The 15,812-nt window shown below is 50.2% G+C and carries 13 protein-coding genes; 6 read left to right on the forward strand and 7 right to left on the reverse strand.

Features of this window, described 5'->3' with window-relative positions; translation table 11 throughout:
- Positions 1 to 150 precede the first annotated feature (150 nt).
- Both AWQ21_RS14070 and AWQ21_RS14075 read left to right on the forward strand, forming a co-directional pair.
- Positions 151 to 927: a hypothetical protein gene (locus AWQ21_RS14070; RefSeq protein ID WP_065715069.1), complete on the forward strand. Its 777-nt coding sequence runs from the start codon at positions 151 to 153 to the stop codon at positions 925 to 927.
- Positions 928 to 965: 38 nt separating this feature from the next.
- Positions 966 to 1,748 carry a photosystem II S4 domain protein gene (locus tag AWQ21_RS14075; protein ID WP_065715070.1) on the forward strand — a complete coding sequence of 261 codons (783 nt, stop codon included), beginning with the start codon at positions 966 to 968 and terminating at the stop codon, positions 1,746 to 1,748.
- Here the strand turns inward: AWQ21_RS14075 and AWQ21_RS14080 are convergent.
- From AWQ21_RS14080 to AWQ21_RS14090, 3 genes are all read right to left on the reverse strand, one after another.
- The gene (locus AWQ21_RS14080) at positions 1,745 to 3,178 is read right to left on the reverse strand and encodes an FAD-binding domain-containing protein (RefSeq protein ID WP_065715071.1); all 1,434 of its coding nucleotides are present in this window, start codon (positions 3,176 to 3,178) and stop codon (positions 1,745 to 1,747) included. The genes AWQ21_RS14075 and AWQ21_RS14080 overlap by 4 nt on opposite strands.
- A gap of 127 nt (positions 3,179 to 3,305) precedes the next feature.
- Positions 3,306 to 5,066 carry a biosynthetic-type acetolactate synthase large subunit gene (ilvB, locus tag AWQ21_RS14085; protein WP_065715072.1) on the reverse strand — a complete coding sequence of 587 codons (1,761 nt, stop codon included), beginning with the start codon at positions 5,064 to 5,066 and terminating at the stop codon, positions 3,306 to 3,308.
- Between the two features lie 482 nt (positions 5,067 to 5,548).
- Positions 5,549 to 7,666: a hypothetical protein gene (locus tag AWQ21_RS14090; protein WP_232314998.1), complete on the reverse strand. Its 2,118-nt coding sequence runs from the start codon at positions 7,664 to 7,666 to the stop codon at positions 5,549 to 5,551.
- 176 nt (positions 7,667 to 7,842) lie between these two features.
- Between AWQ21_RS14090 and AWQ21_RS14095 the strand changes: the two genes are divergently transcribed.
- Positions 7,843 to 9,129 (forward strand): proton extrusion protein PcxA, encoded by a 1,287-nt coding sequence (locus AWQ21_RS14095; RefSeq protein WP_065715073.1) that lies wholly within the window; start codon positions 7,843 to 7,845, stop codon positions 9,127 to 9,129.
- Between the two features lie 59 nt (positions 9,130 to 9,188).
- Here the strand turns inward: AWQ21_RS14095 and AWQ21_RS14100 are convergent, their stop codons facing one another.
- A complete protein-coding gene (locus AWQ21_RS14100; protein WP_083998035.1) occupies positions 9,189 to 9,830 on the reverse strand; it encodes a type IV pilin-like G/H family protein in 642 nt (213 codons plus the stop codon).
- Between the two features lie 217 nt (positions 9,831 to 10,047).
- A complete protein-coding gene (locus AWQ21_RS14105) occupies positions 10,048 to 10,629 on the reverse strand; it encodes a type IV pilin-like G/H family protein (RefSeq protein WP_065715385.1) in 582 nt (193 codons plus the stop codon).
- A 444-nt stretch (positions 10,630 to 11,073) separates the two neighbouring features.
- On the opposite strand from AWQ21_RS14105, the gene AWQ21_RS14110 reads away from it, so the two are divergent.
- The 3 genes from AWQ21_RS14110 to AWQ21_RS14120 all read left to right on the forward strand — a co-directional run bounded on the left by AWQ21_RS14110 (position 11,074) and on the right by AWQ21_RS14120 (position 14,516).
- Complete coding sequence (locus tag AWQ21_RS14110; protein ID WP_232315000.1) at positions 11,074 to 11,532, forward strand: endonuclease domain-containing protein; 459 nt, start codon at positions 11,074 to 11,076, stop codon at positions 11,530 to 11,532.
- A gap of 416 nt (positions 11,533 to 11,948) precedes the next feature.
- Positions 11,949 to 13,148 (forward strand): argininosuccinate synthase, encoded by a 1,200-nt coding sequence (locus AWQ21_RS14115; RefSeq protein ID WP_065715075.1) that lies wholly within the window; start codon positions 11,949 to 11,951, stop codon positions 13,146 to 13,148.
- A gap of 414 nt (positions 13,149 to 13,562) precedes the next feature.
- Positions 13,563 to 14,516, forward strand: a complete 954-nt coding sequence (locus tag AWQ21_RS14120; RefSeq protein WP_065715076.1) for a ribonuclease Z — start codon at positions 13,563 to 13,565, stop codon at positions 14,514 to 14,516.
- Here the strand turns inward: AWQ21_RS14120 and AWQ21_RS14125 are convergent.
- Positions 14,508 to 14,834, reverse strand: coding sequence for a hypothetical protein (locus AWQ21_RS14125; protein ID WP_232315002.1), 327 nt, complete (start codon positions 14,832 to 14,834; stop codon positions 14,508 to 14,510). The genes AWQ21_RS14120 and AWQ21_RS14125 overlap by 9 nt on opposite strands.
- Positions 14,835 to 15,044: 210 nt before the next feature.
- Positions 15,045 to 15,758 (reverse strand): fatty acid desaturase, encoded by a 714-nt coding sequence (locus AWQ21_RS14130; RefSeq protein WP_083998036.1) that lies wholly within the window; start codon positions 15,756 to 15,758, stop codon positions 15,045 to 15,047.
- Positions 15,759 to 15,812 lie beyond the last annotated feature (54 nt).

A 15,812-nucleotide genomic window follows, 5' to 3' on the forward strand; every position in this document is an offset into this window, starting at 1 on the left:
TGGCTTGATCGGGGTTTGTAAACGGAGGGTTTCCCGACGCCACAGACTTTTGAGCCGAACCTTGTTAGTTAGATTATGCGTCACGGAATAGCAACGAACTTTTCCGCTAGCATAGGCACGTGGTACTTTGGCAATATCGGGAGCAAAGGCATGAAAATCTGGCTACGGTGCAGTAGCATCCTTGGGATTTTACTGGGGGGAATGTTACAAAAGCCATTGCCCGCCCAAGCTCAACGAGACTATGGTTTCCTACGCACCTGTGAGCAGGTTCGCCGTTACCGAACTCAAAATCGTGCTAATGATCTAGAGTTACTTACCCTGGAATATCGGTACTGTGCACTGGAAAATCCGAGTTTTTTGGTGCAGCGCCGTTTCCCATCCCTGCTTATTACTATTCCACCAGCTTCAGCGTCTCAGGATTGTCTGGATACAACGGTTCTAGCGCGATTGGCGATCGCCCAGGATTCCTATGGTTCAGTTGCAAGGGAAACATCAGGTTTGCAGCAAGTTTTGTGTGCATTACCGGGGACAAATCAAAGCAGACGACTGGAATGGCGCAATGGCCGCAACGCGAAGTTTGGCAACTCTTGGTACTATGCCAATGGCCAGAGTGCAAAGTTTGGTAATTCCTGGTATTACCCCAATGGTCAAAATGCAAAGTTTGGGCGCTCTTGGTATTATCCTAATGGTCGCAATGCAAAATTTGGTAGCTTTTGGTATTTTCCCGATGGCGATCGCACCAGTTTAGAATCGCTTTTGGCCTGGTCTTGTAGCGTTTTAAGTCCCTTCATTTGCCAAGATCGCTTAGCGGAGTTACAGACTTCAGAAGGGTTTTGGTATGATTTAGCAGTGGTAGAATTGGCAAGTCGTGCCTTTAATGAGTTGGAATTTTATCAGCACTCTACAGCAAATTTCTCAACATTTTAGCCACTTAATTTTATTGTACGATCGCCTTTTCCCAGCCTATGAATTTACCGAAGGATGATTTACTCAAGGGCGTTGAAAACCGCGCGGAACTCAGTCGGCTGCTCGACCAAGCGGATCAGGCGATTCGCACTTGGGAAATTGTCCAGACGGATTTTCTCTCACCGCCGGTGCTCTACGAAGCTCTAGAAATTTTTGGCAAGCTCACGGAAGTCCAGGTTGTCCATGGGGGGGGCTACCCTCAAGCGGAACGACAACGGTTGGCGATCGCCCGCGAAGAAATTCCCCTCGATGCCAGCCATGTGGAAATTGCCGCCTTGGACATTGCCGGTAATTTTTTGTTTGATACAGCGACCCACCGGGATTTCTTGGGTTCGCTCCTCGGCACAGGTCTCGTGCGGGACAAAGTCGGTGACATTCTCGTCTTAGGCGATCGCGGTGCCCAGGCCTTGGTGATTCCGGAACTGGTGCCCTTTTTAGAAACATCCCTGGTGCAGGTGCGCTCTGTCCCAGTGAAAACGCGGCCGATCCCCATCGAAGAATTAAAAGTACGCCCACCAAAAAAGAAAGAACTCACCACCGTTGAAGCCTCTCTCCGTTTGGATGCCATTGGGTCGGCTGGTTTAGGGATGTCCCGGGCGAAAATGGCCGAGGTGATCGCCGGCGGCAATGTGCGGGTGAACTGGAAAACCATTACCCAAAGCAGCTACAACGTCAAAGCAGGCGATCTAATTTCCCTCAGGGGTAAAGGTCGGGTCGAAGTTGGTGAGATCAACATGACCAAAAAAGAACGCTATCGCGTTAATCTCACCCGTTTTGTTTAGGCTTTGTCTTTAACTAATTTATAGAGGCGCTTAAATTCCCGCTGCCGTACCCGGTGCTCCACAATCGGTTCCGGATAGTTGTACTGCTGACAGAGTAAACGGGGAATTTGACCTGTAAGTAAAACCTGGGTATCTAAACTCCTTAAATTGGGCAACCAGTGGCGAATATAGTCTGCTTCGGGGTCAAACTTTTGAGCTTGGGTATAGGGATTAAAAATTCGCAGGGGTTTGGGATCCATGCCACTAGAAGCACTCCACTGCCAACCGCCATTATTCGCGGAGAGATCCCCATCGACGAGGGTTTGCATGAAATATTTTTCGCCCCAACGCCAGTCGATAATCAAATCTTTGGTGAGAAAACTGGCGACAATCATCCGGCAGCGATTGTGCATCCAGCCCGTTTCGTTCAGTTGGCGCATCGCCGCATCAATAATTGGATAGCCCGTTGCACCTGCGCACCAGGCTTGGAATTTCTGTGCGTCATTTTCCCAGGGAAAATCTTTAAACTCTTCCCGGTATGGCCCCTGGGCAAGTTCCGGAAAGAAAAAGAGACAGTGTTGATAAAATTCTCGCCAGGCTAATTCCTGCTGCCAGGTGGTGACGCCAGCTTCTGCTTCTTTACTGCGGCAATGTTCTAGGGCGGTTTCCGTGGCTTGCCAAACCGTCCGAATGCCGATCGCCCCAAATTTCAACGCAGCACTCAGGCGGGAGGTGCCATCGGTGGCCGGAAAGTTGCGATCGCCATCGTATTTTTCAATCAAATTTTCCGTAAAACGAGTGAGTTGTTCCAGGCTCGCCGCTTCCCCCACGGGCACAGTAAAAGGCTTATCCCAACTAAAACCCAGATCAGCCAAACTCGGTAAGGCGATCGCCCCTAGTTTTTTTGCTAGTTTCTGTTCTGCATTGCTCAATCCTTGGCAATCTTTTAGGGCGGCAACGGGCGCGGCTTTTGTCTTTTGTGACCAGTTTTTCCAGAACGGCGAATAAACGCTGTAGGGCTTTTTCGATTGGGTGAAGACCTTCCCCGGTGCATGGAGGAGCTGATCCCAAAAGGTTTCTACCTTGGCCCCCACCTGACGCAAGGTGATCGCCATTTGGTGATCCCGCTGTTGGGCGTAGGGTTCTACGTCCAGATTCCAGTAGACCGTATGGGCTTTGAGAGATTCTGCGACTTTCGGCAATACTTCTAGGGGATTCCCCTGGAAAATCAACAGTTGACTACCCGCTTTTTGGTAATTTTCTGCCAACTCCGCCAGGCAAGCTAACAGATACTTTACCCGTGCCGGGGCCACATCTTCTTTTTCTAAAATGGCTGGATCGAAGCAGAAAATGCCGATCACCTTAGCCGACTGCTGCCGTGCTTCTGCCAAGGCCACATTATCCTGTAGCCGCAAATCTCGCCGATGCCAATGTAAAACGAGTTCACCCATCCTGAAAAAATTGCCCCATTCGCTGCGGCTTATATCCTAATCGAGCCACAAAAAAGGAGCAAGGTTAAACCCTACTCCTCATCTCGATTTCACTAACAAGTTCTAGGCAAAGTTTCCCTAGCGATCTTTAGCCTTCATTCAAACCCATCATGTGGGCATTGCTCTTGCCGGGGATGACCATCGGATAGCAGTTTTCATCTTTTTTCACCCGCACATCCAACAATACGGGGCCGTCATGGGCCAACATTTCGGCGATCGCCCCCGACAGATCGTCCGGATGATCCACCACCATCCCCTTCACGCCAAAGGCCTGGGCGAGCAGTTCAAAGTTCGGCATCCCCGCTTCCATGTTGGAGGAAGAATAACGCTGGCCGTAGAAGTTTTGTTGCCACTGGCGCACCATCCCCTGCCAGCCGTTGTTGAGGATCACCGTCTTCACCTTGATTTGGTATTGGGCCAGGGTTGCCAACTCTTGCAAACACATCTGGAAACTGGCATCTCCACTGATACAAATCACCTCTTCATCGGCGATCGCCACCTTTGCCCCCAGAGCCGCCGGAAGGCCAAAGCCCATGGTGCCCAAGCCTGCACTGGAGATCCAGCGGCGGGGGCTATTTTTCAGGAACTGGGCAGCCCACATCTGGTGTTGACCCACATCCGTTGTGTAGTAGGCATGGGGAGCCTGGCGGTCTAACTCCACGATCACCGACTGGGGCGAGATCGAATCCGCAAAGCGAGGCGCGACCAAAGGATGTTTTTCTTTCCAGCCTTGAATCTTATTGAGCCATTCTTCCGTGGGCTTATTACCGAGGGGTAAACCTTTACCACCCAGTTGCTGCAACATCTCGATCAACACATGGCGCACATCACCAACAATGGCCACTTCCGGTAAACGATTTTTACCCACCTCAGCGGGGTCAATATCGATGTGAATCACCTTCGCTTCTGAGGCAAACTCATCTAATTTGCCAGTTACCCGGTCATCAAAACGGGCTCCCACCGCAATCAGCAGATCACATTCACTCACGGCGAAGTTGGCATAGGCCGAACCATGCATCCCCAACATCCCAACCGATAAGGGGTTATGCTCGTCAAAAGCGCCCAAGCCCATCAGAGTGGTAGTGACGGGAATTTGGAACTGTTCAGCTAATTCTTTAATTTCTGCGTGGGCACCAGAGGTAATGGCACCGCCCCCGACGTAAAGTAACGGCTTACGGGATTCAGAGATCAGACGTACCGCTTCCCCAATTTTAGAGGTGTCTCCTTCGGTGCGGGGTTTGTAACCAGGGATATCCACGTCACCGGGTTCAACGGGAACATACTCACATAGTTCCAGACCGACATCCTTGGGGACATCCACTAATACAGGGCCGGGCCGACCTGTGCTTGCAATGTAAAAGGCTTCGGCAACGATCCGCGCCATATCCTTCGGATCCCGCACTACGTAGGAATGTTTCACTACGGGTAGGGTAATGCCAAAAATATCTGTCTCCTGGAAGGCATCTGTACCGATCGCCGCGCGGGTGACTTGGCCTGTAATCACGACCATCGGGATTGAGTCCATATGGGCTGTGGCAATTCCCGTGACGAGGTTTGTTGCTCCGGGGCCAGAGGTACCAAAACAAACCCCCACTTTGCCGGTGGCACGGGCATAGCCATCGGCTGCGTGGGAAGCTCCCTGTTCATGGCGCACAAGGATGTGCTTAATTTCTCCCCGTTCTTCCACTGGGTGTAGGGCATCGTAGATGGGCAGGATCGCACCACCGGGATAGCCAAAAATGTATTCGACACCATGGCGCTTGAGGCTATCGATCAAGATATATGCACCAGAACGAACCTCTGAACGGACAGCAGTCTCAGTTGCTGCGGGGGAAGTTGTTGAAACCACGGGAGTTACCTAAGGAATAACTTAAAGGACGAAGAATACACCAGAAATAAGAGCTCTGCTTCCCTATAATTTTTTCCAATAGGGGGATAGATTATTTTGGCGTTTTGTTGTATTGAAGCCTACATTTTAAAAGAATTCATGCAGACTGTCGAGATACTGTATCATAGGCTGCTTTTAACTTAGATCAGCTTATTTTTCAGAAGCAATCCCCTGTAAAGGGTTTGTTACATGGATGTCAGCGAACAATCATGATTGGGACACCCCTCTAGCTCCTCTCATAGGGGAGAATGGCACCCTCCGCCTGCGGTACCTCCCTCAAGGGACACCCCCTCTCGCTCCCCTCATAGGGGAGAAGTTCATCGGACTCGCCAGCATACCCGCCAACTGTTCCCCTCTTGAGAGGGGTTAGGGGAGTGTCAATCAGCAGCCTATTGAGAACACCCCTCTAACTCCCCTCGCAGGGGAGAATGGCACCCTCCGGCCTAGCGGCCACCTCCCTCAAGGGAGGATTGGAGGCATTCTTGGGTGGCTTGAATGAGGGGATAGAGGGGGCCAAGCTGTTCACTGCCGTTGGTGCCAAAATCACTGTGGCACAGATAAATTTGGGTATCGGCGCGGGCGAGGAGGTCTTGGATAATATCCTGGAGCCGTTGGCGATCGCCTTGTTGTTCGAGCGCCAGAGACCAAGGTTCCCCTTGCCAACTACGTTGAAATACGCCATAGCCAAACAAGGTTGCCGCACCACCTTTTTCCCAAAGACGAGATCCCGCATCCAGCCAAAACTGATAGGGGTGGTGGCGACGGGCGGAGCGGTATTGAAAAATAGTTGCGAGCGTAATGGAATTAGAGGGTTGGTGGTTGAAGTTGTACTGGGGTCGGGGATTGGCGGTAATGGTTTCTGCTTGGATGAGTTGCAGCAGGTCGGCAAGCTGGGCTGTGATCGTATCTTGAGACTCCAGGCGATCGCCACATTGCCAAAAGTGCTGGGCCGTCTCGCTGAGTTCCCGCAGGGTTGCCAGTTGACCATAGTTGGGGGCAAGTTTTTGGAGGTAAAAGGTTTGGATTGCTTGGTTCAGGGTCTGCAAAATGCCCTGGGGAGTTATTTGATGGGTGGCCTGGGTTTGCTCGATCCACTGACGAATTGCTTCATAGGCTTGGGTGGCTTGGTAGCCGAGGCGATCGCCCCTGGGCATCGTTGTCGCCGGGAGCAATTGCGGCCGCTCCGGATCGGGCTGAAAACAATAGTCCACCAAGAGACCAGCCCGCACGGGATCGATTAGCAGCTTTTCGGTGGCGGTCTGGGACAACATCATGAGCATTTCCGCCACAGCTTGGCTCTGGATCAGACGCCCACTACCGGGATAAATCAACGCCAACAAGGTCAGTAGCGATCGCCCCCAGGGAGAACTCGCGATGGGTCGTTGTTCCCGCAGCGGTTCCAGGGGAATTTGGGCGACGGCAAGATTCTCCATCAGGGTGTAACGGGCCACTTCATCCAGTCCAGGGGCAATAATTGCAATGTCCGCCGGCGCAACCCCCTGATCTTTCACTAAGAATTGGATTTGTTCACCGACCCGGGCCAGCAGTTGGGCGCGGGCAACAGTTTGAATGGATTGGATGGTTGCGGGTAGTTGTCCCCCAAACTGGGGTTGGGTCACGGTCTTTTGAATTTGCGCTGTGAGGGTGTCCCCCAGGCCCGCTGGTCGTTCTAAATGAATCACCTGGCACCGTTGCGCCAATTGGCCCCAATGGTCAGGATCACCACTGAGGCCGAGGCGAATTCTCCCGACGGGATTTTCTGTAAAGACCCCGGTACAGCCTTGATCTAACAAAACCTCAGCCAAATCCTTGGCGATCGCCGGATAATCTTGCCCATCATCGGCGAAAATTGCCCCAAACCGTTGCCCTAGGGAAGTTTGGTATTGTTCATTTTTCAATAAACATTGCCCATAGAGATCGTAAATAATGCCATAGGTCAAGAAACCTCGTCCTAGGCACCAATCTCGCCACTGTTGGATCAGTTTTTCCGCCGTTTCTGTAAATTCTTCGTGGTTGGTCTCTGCACCAGTGGCCACCGTCCCCGTCAGTAGAGATAACTGCCCCGCCATGAGCCGTTGGGGAATCTCTGCTAGGGCGATGCCCGCCGCTCCCGCCAGCAACAAAATATCCAATAGCCGTCGCACCAAGCGATTCTGAAACCGTTCATTGGGCAGTAACTCCCAGGTGGCTAGGGTGTCGGCCCACAGTTCCCGCGCCAACTTTTGTTCCATCTCTGGCCGCAACCGTAGGGGAAATCGGGGGGCGATCGCCAACTGTTCACAGATTAACGGGAAAAATAATTCCACCTCATCAGCCATAAACGCCACTGGCGTTTTACTCACAAAGGGATAGCTACCGCGAATGTCTTGGTGAATCAAGTCTGCCAGCCGCCGCTGATTTTGATTATTCGCCGCTAAGACCAATAATCCCGGTACCAATACCGCCTGGGGATCCTGTCCTTCCACCCAAGCTTTTAGTCGTGCCACCAATGCCGTCGTTTTCCCAGACCGCGATTGACCCCGTAACCAAATTGCTCCCATCAAACCCCCAAACAATCTCATCTACTTCGATTACAATAACCAACTAACACAAAACAAAAAAGATCCTCCCTTGAGGGAGGTGGCCGTCAGGCCGGAGGGTGTCTTCTCCCCTGGAGGGGAGTTAGAGGGGTATCCCTTGAGGGAGGTGCCGCAGGCGGAGGGTGTCTGCCCAGGCCATACAGAAACATTTAAACCCAATGAATCTAACCAACTTCATCAAAAAAGCCCGCCGCTGGTTTTACGACACCCCAGACCGTGCCCTGGAGCAGGCCTACCGTGCCGCCCTCAATATCCAAGCCATTGAACTCGAACACTTTGGCGGCAAACCCGTTTCTGGCCGCAATGCCGACTATAGCGACAGTGTGATCGGCTATTTTCAGCGGGAAGTACGCAAACAACTCAAAATTATCGAGGTGCGCCTGCGAGAATTTCGTTCCTTTAATACCGTCGTTCCCGTTTCCGAAGAAACGCTCCAAAAAAAAGCGAGCAATATCTACTATCCGGATGCCGCCGACAAGCCGACGCTCATTATCGAAAAACTGCGCTTCATTGACGAAGTCACCGGACGCTATGGCCGTGGCCTGTCGAAACAATCCGTTGCCCTTATCCCCCTCGATGGCCCAGAGGCTCCCAAAACCAATGGCGGCCCCGACAGCAAACCCAAAGTAGAGACAGTATCGGACAAAACGGGTCTCGTGCCCCGCTCCATCATGCGGACATTCTCCCGCATCCAGCAGGAGATCGATCCCAAGTCCAACGAAGCAGAAGCCGAGGTGGTGACAAAATTCCGGCGATCGCGCAACAAAACCGCTGTTTCGATCAAGTTTCTGCTCACCCTCGTCATTGTGCCCTTATTGGTGCATCAGCTCGCAAAAATTGCGATTACGCCTTTCGTGGAAGAGCATTTTTTCACCGAGGCGAGTCCAGCCTTGTTTGCGAACCCCGATCTAGAAAACGAAGCCTTTGAGGAATTAGAACATTACCGAGCGACCCTGGAAATGCGCCAGTTAGTGGGGTTAGCGCCAGCCCTCACGGAGGCGGAAATTACTGAAAAAATTCAAGAAAAAGCAACAGAAATTGCCCAGGATTATCGTGCCGAAAGTTACAACGCCTACGAAAATATTTTTTCTGATATTTTTAGCTTTTTTGCTTTTGTAGGAATTTTGTTAATCAGTAAGCGCGAAATTGCGATGTTAAAGGGCTTTTTAGATGAGATTGTCTATGGTCTGAGTGACTCAGCAAAGGCATTTTTAATTATTTTGTTCACGGATATTTTTGTGGGTTATCACTCGCCCCATGGCTGGGAAATTATCCTCGAAAATGTGGCGAAACATTTTGGCATTGCGGAGAGCCGAGATTTTAATTTCCTTTTTATTGCAACCTTTCCGGTGATCCTCGATACGGTCTTAAAGTATTGGATTTTCCGTTATCTCAATCGTATTTCGCCTTCTGCCGTCGCCACGTACCGCAACATGAACGAGTAAAAAATCCTCCCTAGAGGGAGGTGCCGCAGGTGAGAAAAAAGATTAGCGGTCTGTGAAGATTAGCGGTCTGTGAGAACGGTTTTGTAGTGGGTACCATCACAGCGCACGGCATCGGCATCAAAATTTGCAGCAGGATCGAGCTGCATTCCTCCAGTCGTAAAACTACCAGAACCATCAATTACTTCTAGGGCAATATTAGCTGATGGATTTTGTTCTTCGCAGACGATGGATTTTAGGGTCACAACACCATTATTAACATACAAAACAACACCACTCGCATAATTTTTAACGGCTAAAGGATCTTGAGGATTCGCAAATAAATATGTAGCGTAGGGAATTGCTGTATTCTCAATTAATCCTGGTACACCACCAGAGTAAGTATTTGTATAGCTATAGTTATCGCTGACGACTCTAATCCCAAAAACAAGCTCGGAAATAGACTCAGCAAAGCGACTATTTTCTTGATAAAAACCAAGTTGACTACGATTTACAATTCCTAACACATTTCGCGCCTCTGTTTGGCGGGCTTTAGCGGACATACTCAAATAAGTAGGCCAGGCGATACTTGACAAAATTGAAATCATAACCATTGCAATCAGTAGTTCAAGAACAGTCAACCCTTGAGTCGAAGACAGCCTTGGATTTTTATGATTAGTATTTCGTTGATATTTCTGCTTGGTAAAGCATAGACGAATAATCATATATCATCACTTCAAAAGATTTTGAATTAAACGTTTAACCCAAGTTAGATATTAAGTAAAGAAGCCAGCTTTATAACAACAATAGTAAAGCTGGCTTAAGTTTGGAGCTGTTTTTTTTAATTTTCCTAAAGAATACTTTTTCAAGCAAACAAAAAATATTCCCTAAGAGCGCTATAAAAGTAGCTACATGGTGATTATTTCAACACTCTTCGAAAATTTAGAGAGGGTCAGAGTTAGCACAAGCAACCGCTGCATCAGGAGTTGTTGCTGTAGGTGTAAGGGTAATATCTGCAGTCGTGGCAGCAGCCGCAGTTCTGAATGTAGCGTCATTTTCTTCACAGAGACCTGTGGTAGTGGTTGTATTTCCATCCTCTGTGAATATGACTGCCCCAGCCACATAATCTCTTACTGCCTGTTGATCACTAGAGATTGCGAAAATCGTAGCATCACTATCCGTCGTATCAAAATTAGCATTACCTGCACCTGCAGCATTAGCCGCAGTAGCTCCATAGGAGTAGTTTTCTGTTCCACCAGAAAGGCCAAGGCCAAGACGACCAATTGTGTCGGAGAACTCTTGTTCCTCTAAATAGTAAGCTTGCTGAGCTTTGTTCAAAGAAGCAAGAGCCTGTTTTGCTTCAGATTGACGTGCTTTAGCAGCCTGGTTCAAGAATGCAGGTAGGGCGATAGCAGACAGAATACCGATGATGATGATAACAACGAGCAGTTCAATCAGAGTAAAACCTTTGTCAGCTTTCTTCTTGTTGAGTTGTTGCAGAAGTTTGAAAGTAAAATTTTTCATTTGGGGGCATCTCCTTATCCCGGCTTCAACCGGAATCATTTATCCGTTAACCCTAAATTACCCACCCACTTTCTTTTCCTATCACCCCCCCAAAAAAAATCCTCCCTTGAGGGAGGTGGCCGATAGGCCGGAGGGTGTCTTCCCCTCATAGGGGAGTTAGAGGGGTGTCCCTTCGGGGGGAGGTGCCGTCAGGCAGAGGGTGCCATTCCCCTCACAGGGGAGTTAGAGTGGTGCTCTCAATAGGCTGCTGGTTGACACTCCCCTAACCCCTCTCAAGAGGGGAACAGTTGGCGGGTATGCTGGCGAGTCCTAAAAATCCTCCCTTGAGGGAGGTGGCCGCTAGGCCGGAGGGTGTTGACGGTGGGCTACGCAATCGGTCGATAACCCTCCCCTAGCCCCTCTCGTGGAGGGGAACAAGAAGAGGCGGAGGTGTTGGATAAGATTATGGAAAAACAGTGTCTTGCCATGCCCCGCAAAATACATCCATATAATCCCATCCTGAAAGAACGCGCCCGCCAACTCCGCAAAACCATGACCAGAGGCGAAGTAATCCTCTGGCAACACCTCCGCAAAAAACAAATCCTCGGTGTCAGCTTTCTACGCCAACGTCCCATCGACCAATTTATCGTTGACTTCTATTGCAAAGATTGGATGCTCGCTATCGAAATTGACGGCAGTAGCCACGATAGCCTCGCTGCCCAAGAACGAGACGCTTATCGCCAAGCTAAACTTGAAGCCCTAGGCGTTTCTTTTCTCCGCTTCAGCGAATACGATGCCCAAAATCACCCAGAGGCAATTGTTGAAACAATTACAGAATGGCTTCTCGCCCACCCCAAAAAATCCTCCCTAGAGGGAGGTGGTCGAAGACCGGAGGGTGCCATTCTCCCTTATGAGGGGAACTAGAGGGGTGTCCCTAGAGGGGAGTTAGATGGGCATTCTCAGTAGGTTGCTGGTTAACACTCCCCTAACCCCTCTCAAGAGGGGAACAGTTGGCGGGTATCCTGGCAAGACCTATGAACTTCTCCCCTCATAGGGGAGCTAGAGGGGTGTACCTAGAGGGGAGTTAGATGGGTATTCTCAGTAGGTTACTGGTTAACACTCCCCTAACCCCTCTCAAGAGGGGAACAGTTGGCGGGTATGCTGGCGAGTCCTAAAAATCTTCCCTAGAGGGAGGTGGCCGCTAGGCCGGAGGGCGTCTCTTGAAGGGGAAGGTTGTCAGCATTCTGTGATAGCAGCAAAAGTCCGGTTTTTTCAAGCTTTTTCCAGGGCAGTGTCAAGCTATAATCTGCCTTGATTCATCTATATACGGTATTTAAACTATGGGTCGCGCAGAAAAAGTTGTCCTCGCCTATTCCGGCGGTGTCGATACATCCGTTTGTATTCCCTATCTCATGCACGAATGGGGCGTAAAGGAAGTAATTACCCTTGCCGCAGATTTAGGACAGGGCGAGGAGCTAGGCCCGATTAAACAAAAAGCCTTAGATTCTGGGGCTGTGATTTCCCTCGTTGAAGATGGCCGCGAAGAATTTATTACCGATTACGCTTTCCCCGCGATTAAAGCCAATGCCCTCTACGAAAATCGCTATCCCCTGGCTACCGCTTTAGCGCGTCCCCTCATTGCGAAAATGCTCGTCCGTGCCGCCGAAAAATATGGGGCTGATGCCGTAGCGCACGGTTGTACCGCCAAAGGGAATGACCAAGTGCGGTTTGATTTGGGTATTTTGGCGCAGAATCCTGAAATCAAAGTGCTCGCACCCGCGCGGGAATGGGGCATGAGTCGGGAAGAGACGATCGCCTACGGTGAAAAATTTGGTATTCCGTCTCCGGTGAAAAAGTCTTCTCCTTTCAGTATCGATAAAAACTTGCTCGGTCGCAGTATTGAAGCTGGCCCCCTCGAAGATCCCATGTGCGAACCCCCCGAAGAAGTTTTTGAAATGGTAAAAGCCATTTCTGACACCCCCGACGAACCGGAATATTTAGAGATTGGCTTTGAAAAAGGTGCCCCAGTGACGGTGAATGGCGAAGCCCTTGGCCCTGTAGATTTGATTGCGAAATTGAATGAAATCGTCGGTAATCACGGTGTTGGTCGCATTGACATGATCGAAAACCGTGTTGTGGGGATTAAATCCCGCGAAATTTATGAATCCCCGGCGATGTGTGTGCTTGTGGATGCCCACCGTGATTTAGAGAGTTTAACCCTCACCGCCGATGTGACCCAATATAAGCGCGGCATGGAGCAAACTTATTCTGAGTTAATTTATCGCGGTTTGTGGTTCTCGCCCCTGAAGCAAGCGGTGGATGCGTTTATCGAGCAAACTCAAGAACGGGTTACGGGCGTTGTTCGTCTCAAACTCCACAAAGGAACAGCGCGGATTGTCGGTCGTCGTTCTGAGAAATCTATTTATACGCCGGATTTGGCAACCTACGGGGCGGACGACAAGTTTAACCACGAGTCGGCGGAAGGGTTTATTTATATTTGGGGGCTGCCTACCCGCGTTTGGGCCCAGGCGAATAAGTAACGGACACCCTCCGCCTAGGGACACCCCTCTAGCTCCCCTCATAGGGGAGAAGTTCATAGGTCTTGCCAGCATACCCGCCAACTGTTCCCCTCTTGAGAGGGGTTAGGGGAGTGTTAACCAGCAACCTACTGAGAATACCCATCTAACTCCCCTCTAGGGACACCCCTCTAGCTCCCCTCATAAGGGAGAGACACCCTCCGGTCTACGACCACCTCCCTCTAGGGAGGATTTTTAGGACTCGCCAGCATACCCGCCAACTGTTCCCCTCTTGAGAGGGGTTAGGGGAATAGCACCCTCCGGCCTAACGGGCACCTCCCTCAAGGGAGGATTTTTTTTGGCCACTTTGCTTCTGGGGAAGATTTATGATGGATAGGATGTAGGTTATGGGCGATCGCCTCAACAGAAATCACCTGAATGGAAATCACATTTTTAGGAACCAGTTCTGGCGTGCCGACGCGGGCGCGAAATGTATCGAGTGTGGCGTTGAGATTACCACAGCGGGCCGAGGCATGGCTCTTTGACTGTGGCGAAGGGACGCAACATCAACTTTTAAGAAGTGATATTCGTTCATCCCAAATTAGCCGCATTTTTATCACTCACATGCACGGCGATCATATCTTTGGGCTAATGGGTTTGATCGCCAGCATGGGCCTCGCGGGAACGGGACATCCCTTAGAAATTTATGGCCCCCCCGGTTTAGAGGCATATCTCCGGGCCTGCGAAAAATATTCTTACATGCGCATTGGCGATCGCCTGCGCGTCCATCAAGTCAAACCCGGTTTAGTCTTTGAAGATAAAGAGTTTCGAGTAAGCTGTTTACCCCTCAAACATCGCGTCACCGCCTTTGGCTATCGCGTTGCTGAAAAGGATCGTCCTGGCAAATTTAACCTCCCTAAAGCACAAAAGTTAGGGATTCCTCCCGGCCCTGTTTATGGCGATCTGAAAAAAGGAAAAATCGTTACCCTCGACGATGGCAGAATTATTAACGGCTCTGAGCTTTGTGGTCAACCGGAAATTGGCCGCAAGATGGTCTATTGTACTGACACCGTTTTTTGTGAGGCGGCGGTGGAGTTGGCCCAGGATGCTGATGTCCTAATTCACGAGGCAACTTTCGCCCACAAGGATGCAGAGATGGCCTTTGATCGTCTCCATTCCACCTCGACAATGGCCGCCCAGGTGGCGCTTTTAGCCCAAGTGAAGCAACTGATCATGACCCACTTTAGTCCCCGTTACATGCCGGGGAATGAGCTAACCCTAGATGATCTTTTAGCTGAGGCCCAGGCCATTTTTCCGAATACAATCATGGCGAAGGATTTTTTAAACTATGCGATTCCGCGTCGCAAGGCTTTAGTCCAGAGCTTACATTAGGGTGAGGATGCGGATTTTTGAAAGTTTCTCGGCTGCTAAACCCTCTAATTCTTGCAGCTCTAACCAGCCTTCTTTGATTAACTGGGCGAAGGTGAAGACGAGGCTTTCAGGGCTGAAATCGTATTTGCCATCTAGATAATGCCGTCGGGCACTCAAGAAATCGTTAAGTTGCCAGAGATCAGTGGGGTCTTCGGCGAGGGTCGCCTGGCGTTTTGCTTCGGCCATCACTGCGGCAATTTCCCGGCGGTAGGATAAGTCAAACGCTTTCTTGGCGACGGTTTTCTCTTGCAGTGACCATTGAGTGTTCGCAGTGGGCATCGTTAGCATGGGTAATTGAAAAAGTGAGTTTCAAAATAAATATCGTTTTGACTTTAGTAAGTTCAAACTAATGGGGCTGATTATAATAAGTTATGTATCAAAAGCGCAGTCTGGATTCTCATAATCCCGCACTTTGGGGGCGATCGCCTGGGCAAAAACACTGCTCAAAATAAGTGCCCGTAGGAATTTAAGGTTTTTATTACAATTTTGTTAAGAAATACCGTGACCCGGCAGCCTAAACCAAGGTTTGTGGGGATGACGATGGTGTTCTTCATGGAACGTGCCGAAATGGTAACAGCTTAAAAATGACCAAATTCGCCACCCAAGCGACGGTTTAATGCTGGGTTTAGGCAGAGAGCGGCGATCGCGGTGGGGCAGATAAGTCCCAAAGAAAAATAGTTGCCAAGAACTCAGAAAAATCGGCAGCAGACAAAACACAAAAAAATTTTCGTAGGGCACATGGCCCAGCACATTTAACGGCAAGGCGATCGCCCCGAAAATTAGCACAAACCCCCAGAATTGTCGCCACGCTAAATATTTCCCCATAAAATGCCAGTACCACAGCAGCAGGTGGCGGTGCCGTCCATTATGAAAATCTGGATCCCCCGGTTGAGCAGGGTGGCGATGGTGTTGGGCATGGTTGCGGATACAGTCTTGGTAGGACAAACAGGCATACAGATTGACCCCCCAATGCCCCAGACGATGGTTCCAACGGGGAGAACTCGGCAACAAATTACCGTGCATGGCATCGTGGGCCAAAATAAATAAACCCGTATGGAAAAAGGTTCTGACGCAAATTCCTGCAACAATTCCAGGCCAGGAAAGTGCCATTAACGGATGGCTTAACCAATACACAGCACTTCCCAGCCAAGCCGAGAAAATGGCGATCGCCCATAATAATCCCAGACCCTCTTCTTGCCGCATCAATTTCAAAATATTGCCTCCAACCACGCCATACTGACAAAAAAACGCCCCAAT

This window comes from Picosynechococcus sp. PCC 7003 (assembly GCF_001693255.1).
Taxonomy (GTDB): Bacteria; Cyanobacteriota; Cyanobacteriia; order Cyanobacteriales; family MRBY01; genus MRBY01.